The sequence below is a fragment of the Psychrobacter sp. NZS113 genome, from assembly GCF_015864825.1.
Taxonomy (GTDB): domain Bacteria; phylum Pseudomonadota; class Gammaproteobacteria; order Pseudomonadales; family Moraxellaceae; genus Psychrobacter.
Genome location: NZ_JADYWL010000015.1, coordinates 1 through 5629, shown reverse-complemented (window position 1 = coordinate 5629; position 5629 = coordinate 1). Strand labels below are relative to the sequence as shown.

Genomic DNA, 5629 nt, shown 5'->3' with positions numbered 1-5629 from the left:
CCACACTACCATTGGCGCTACGATGTTTCACTTCTGAGTTCGGGAAGGGATCAGGTGGTGCCATCGCGCTATTGTCGTCAGCAAAGGGGGTTAGATATGAGTCTGTTGTTTTTATTGTTTGACTATAAATTTTACTTTTTAGTCGACCAACTATAAACCCGACTGAATCAAGGTTAAAGGTGATATCGAAATATTCTTTCTTTATTCTATAAGCCACTACAGCTTATACAAGATAGATTAATTAGACTTGTATACAAACCACTTGGGTGTTGTATGGTCAAGCCAAACGAGCAATTAGTACAGGTTAGCTACATGCATCGCTGCACTTCCACACCCTGCCTATCAACGTCCTAGTCTTGAACGGCTCTTTAGGGAAATCTAATCTTGAGGTGGGCTTCCCGCTTAGATGCTTTCAGCGGTTATCCCATCCGAACGTAGCTACCGGGCAATGCCACTGGCGTGACAACCCGAACACCAGAGGTTCGTCCACTCTGGTCCTCTCGTACTAGGAGCAGATCCTCTCAAATTTCCAACGCCCACGGTAGATAGGGACCGAACTGTCTCACGACGTTCTAAACCCAGCTCGCGTACCTCTTTAAATGGCGAACAGCCATACCCTTAGGACCTGCTTCAGCCCTAGGATGAGATGAGCCGACATCGAGGTGCCAAACACCGCCGTCGATATGAACTCTTGGGCGGTATCAGCCTGTTATCCCCAGAGTACCTTTTATCCGTTGAGCGATGGCCCTTCCATACAGAACCACCGGATCACTAAGACCTACTTTCGTACCTGCTCGACTTGTGGGTCTCGCAGTTAAGCGCGCTTTTGCCTTTATACTCTACGACCGATTTCCGACCGGTCTGAGCGCACCTTCGTACTCCTCCGTTACTCTTTAGGAGGAGACCGCCCCAGTCAAACTACCCACCATACATTGTCCTCGGTATTGTTATACCTGAGTTAGAACCCCAACATGACCAGGGTGGTATTTCAAGATTGGCTCCACAAACACTAGCGTGTCTGCTTCAAAGCCTCCCACCTATCCTGCACAAGTCAGGTCAAAGTTCAATGTAAAGCTGTAGTAAAGGTTCACGGGGTCTTTCCGTCTAGCCGCGGGTACACAGCATCTTCACTGCGATTTCGATTTCACTGAGTCTCTGCTGGAGACAGCGCTGCCATCATTATGTCATTCGTGCAGGTCGGAACTTACCCGACAAGGAATTTCGCTACCTTAGGACCGTTATAGTTACGGCCGCCGTTTACTGGGGCTTCGATCAAGAGCTTCGCTTACGCTAACCCCATCAATTAACCTTCCAGCACCGGGCAGACATCACACCCTATACGTCCACTTTCGTGTTTGCAGAGTGCTGTGTTTTTAATAAACAGTTGCAGCAGCCTGGTATCTGCGACTGTCAACAGCTCAAGGAGCGTGTCCTATCACCATCAACAGCGTACCTTCTCCCGAAGTTACGGTACCATTTTGCCTAGTTCCTTCAGCAGAGTTCTCTCAAGCGCCTTGGTATTCTCTACCTGATCACCTGTGTCGGTTTAGGGTACGATTCGTTTATAACTATTGCTTAGAAGCTTTTCCTGGAAGCATGGTATTTGCCACTTCACTGTACAAGTACAGCTTGCTATCAGATCTCAGCCATGTAGTAGCCCGGATTTACCTAAGCCACAAGCCTACATCCTTTCACCTGGACAACCAACGCCAGGCTGACATAACCTTCTCCGTCCCTCCATCGCATTATAAACAAGTATCAGAATATTAACTGATTTCCCATCGACTACGCCTTTCGGCCTCGCCTTAGGGGTCGACTCACCCAGCCCCGATTAACGTTGGACTGGAACCCTTGATCTTCCGGCGTGCGAGCTTTTCACTCGCATTATCGTTACTCACGTCAGCATTCGCTCTTGTGATACCTCCAGCATGCCTTACGACACACCTTCACAGGCTTACACAACGCTCCCCTACCACTTGAAAACAAATTCAAATCCGCAGCTTCGGCTCCTAGTTTGAGCCCCGTTACATCTTCCGCGCGGGCCGACTCGACTAGTGAGCTATTACGCTTTCTTTAAAGGATGGCTGCTTCTAAGCCAACCTCCTAGCTGTCTATGCCTTCCCACCTCGTTTCCCACTTAACTAGGAATTTGGGGCCTTAGCTGGCGGTCTGGGTTGTTTCCCTCTCCACAATGGACGTTAGCACCCACTGTGTGTCTCCCGGATATCACTCATCGGTATTCGGAGTTTGCATCGGTTTGGTAAGTCGGTATGACCCCCTAGCCGAAACAGTGCTCTACCCCCAATGGTGTTCGTCCGAGGCGCTACCTAAATAGCTTTCGGGGAGAACCAGCTATCACCGAGTTTGATTAGCCTTTCACCCCTATCCACAAGTCATCCCCTGGCTTTTCAACGACAGTGGGTTCGGTCCTCCGGTGCCTGTTACGGCACTTTCAACCTGCTCATGGATAGATCACTCGGTTTCGGGTCTATACCCTGCAACTAAACGCCCTATTAAGACTCGGTTTCCCTACGGCTCCCCTAAACGGTTAACCTTGCTACAGAATATAAGTCGCTGACCCATTATACAAAAGGTACGCAGTCACTCCAATAAATTGAAGCTCCTACTGCTTGTACGCACACGGTTTCAGGTTCTATTTCACTCCCCTCACAGGGGTTCTTTTCGCCTTTCCCTCACGGTACTGGTTCACTATCGGTCAGTCAGGAGTATTTAGCCTTGGAGGATGGTCCCCCCATCTTCAAACAGGATTTCTCGTGCCCCGCTCTACTTAATATGTTAACTCTAATGTTTCGAATACAGGACTATCACCTACTACGGTCAGCTTTCCCACGCTGTTCTTCTACATTAGAATTAATCGGCTTCTCCCCGTTCGCTCGCCGCTACTAGGGGAATCTCATTTGATGTCTATTCCTAAGGGTACTGAGATGTTTCACTTCCCCTCGTTCGCTTCTCGTACAAGTACAAGATACCTACCTTATGGTAAGTGGGTTTCCCCATTCAGAAATCTCCGGATCACAGGATATTGCCGCCTCCCCGAAGCTTATCGCAGGCTGTCACGTCTTTCATCGCCTCTGACTGCCAAGGCATCCACCATGTGCGCTTCATTACTTGACCATACAACCCCAAGTAGTCTTTCGACTTCATAGTGTCATACAATCTAATTATGATAACGATATCACCTAATTTTATACGCTTGATTCAGTTCTCTTATTACTTTTTTAATAACTCACCCCTGGGATAACAACTGATGTCGTTAAGAGGTGAGTTATTAAGGTTAGGAAGTGCGCGTGAACACGCTCCTCCTAACCCAGACTCATATCTATGTTTTTAAATAGTCTCTATGCTCTCGTCGAGTCACAGATTCTGTATAAAACAGAAAGAAGTAATCAATTACAATCACTTGTTTCTATTTAATACCTATTTTATTTATTAGCATCTAAAGTTTCGTATTTATAGTGGTGGAGCCAAACGGAGTCGAACCGTTGACCTCCTGCGTGCAAGGCAGGCGCTCTACCAACTGAGCTATGGCCCCGTAAATAATGGTAGGCCTGGGCAGACTTGAACTGCCGACCCCCGCGTTATCAACACGGTGCTCTAACCAGCTGAGCTACAGGCCTTTGTATGCCTACAAAGGCAAAAGCTAATAAATACTAGCTTAAACTAAAGAACAACTTGTTGTGAATTCTTGCTGACCGAATGTCATCTATAAGGAGGTGATCCAGCCGCAGGTTCCCCTACGGCTACCTTGTTACGACTTCACCCCAGTCATCAACCACACCGTGGTGATCGCCTTCCCGAAGGTTAGGCTAACCACTTCTGGTGCAATCAACTCCCATGGTGTGACGGGCGGTGTGTACAAGGCCCGGGAACGTATTCACCGCGGCATTCTGATCCGCGATTACTAGCGATTCCTACTTCATGGAGTCGAGTTGCAGACTCCAATCTGGACTACGATAGGCTTTTTGAGATTCGCATCACATCGCTGTGTAGCTGCCCTCTGTACCTACCATTGTAGCACGTGTGTAGCCCTGGTCGTAAGGGCCATGATGACTTGACGTCGTCCCCGCCTTCCTCCAGTTTGTCACTGGCAGTATCCTTAGAGTTCCCGGCTTAACCCGCTGGTAACTAAGGACAAGGGTTGCGCTCGTTGCGGGACTTAACCCAACATCTCACGACACGAGCTGACGACAGCCATGCAGCACCTGTATTCTAATTCCCGAAGGCACTCCCGCATCTCTGCAGGATTCTAGATATGTCAAGACCAGGTAAGGTTCTTCGCGTTGCATCGAATTAAACCACATGCTCCACCGCTTGTGCGGGCCCCCGTCAATTCATTTGAGTTTTAACCTTGCGGCCGTACTCCCCAGGCGGTCTACTTATTGCGTTAGCTGCGTCACTAAGTCCTCAAGGGACCCAACGACTAGTAGACATCGTTTACGGCGTGGACTACCAGGGTATCTAATCCTGTTTGCTACCCACGCTTTCGAGCCTCAGTGTCAGTATTATGCCAGAAGGCTGCCTTCGCCATCGGTATTCCTCCAGATCTCTACGCATTTCACCGCTACACCTGGAATTCTACCTTCCTCTCACATACTCTAGCTCTACAGTTTCAGATGCAGTTCCCAGGTTGAGCCCGGGGATTTCACATCTGACTTATAGAGCCACCTACGCTCCCTTTACGCCCAGTAATTCCGATTAACGCTTGCACCCTCTGTATTACCGCGGCTGCTGGCACAGAGTTAGCCGGTGCTTATTCTGCAGCTAATGTCATCGTCCGTGGGTATTAACCACGGAGTCTTCTTCACTGCTTAAAGTGCTTTACAACCAAAAGGCCTTCTTCACACACGCGGCATGGCTGGATCAGGGTTTCCCCCATTGTCCAATATTCCCCACTGCTGCCTCCCGTAGGAGTCCGGGCCGTGTCTCAGTCCCGGTGTGGCTGATCATCCTCTCAGACCAGCTACAGATCGTCGCCATGGTAGGCCTTTACCCCACCATCTAGCTAATCCGACTTAGGCTCATCTAATAGCGAGAGCAGTAAACTGCCCCCTTTCTCCCGTAGGTCGTATGCGGTATTAATACGAGTTTCCCCGTGCTATCCCCCACTACTAGGTAGATTCCTAAGTATTACTCACCCGTCCGCCGCTCGACGCCTGATAGCAAGCTATCATCGTTTCCGCTCGACTTGCATGTGTTAAGCCTGCCGCCAGCGTTCAATCTGAGCCATGATCAAACTCTTCAGTTTAATCTTGCTATGAAGCTCTTTAAAGAAGCTTCTAAACTTGGCTCATCTAATCTGGCAAAATCGCTAAAAATTATGTTCGTAATGAATTAACTTTGAGTTTTTTTACTGTCTTAAATGATAATTTTTATAGTTAGAATCCTATCGAAAAGATAGTCAACCAACTTTATTTTTTAACATTCTGAATCAGCAAAAATCCACACAAGTTGTTCTTTAGTTATGCTTTTAAATAATGTCTAATCACTGTCGTCCAGTGTTAGTATTTCAAACTAAACAGTCCCAGCCAATACGGCTTATCCTATTTAGCGAGCTGACTATCATATCATGTTTTAATAGTCTGTCAACTTCTTTTTTTATCTCGTTTCA

At 48.0% G+C, this 5629-nt stretch carries 2 tRNA genes and 3 rRNA genes; all 5 read right to left on the bottom strand.

The features are described 5' to 3' along the window. Positions 1 to 82, bottom strand: a 5S ribosomal RNA gene (gene rrf, locus I6E61_RS13930); the annotation flags it as partial. A 191-nt stretch (positions 83 to 273) separates the two neighbouring features. Beyond that, a 23S ribosomal RNA gene (locus tag I6E61_RS13925) occupies positions 274 to 3135 on the bottom strand. 342 nt (positions 3136 to 3477) lie between these two features. Beyond that, positions 3478 to 3553 (bottom strand) — tRNA-Ala (locus I6E61_RS13920). A gap of 8 nt (positions 3554 to 3561) precedes the next feature. Next, positions 3562 to 3638: transfer RNA gene (locus tag I6E61_RS13915), tRNA-Ile, on the bottom strand. A gap of 89 nt (positions 3639 to 3727) precedes the next feature. Next, a 16S ribosomal RNA gene (locus tag I6E61_RS13910) occupies positions 3728 to 5266 on the bottom strand. Positions 5267 to 5629 lie beyond the last annotated feature (363 nt).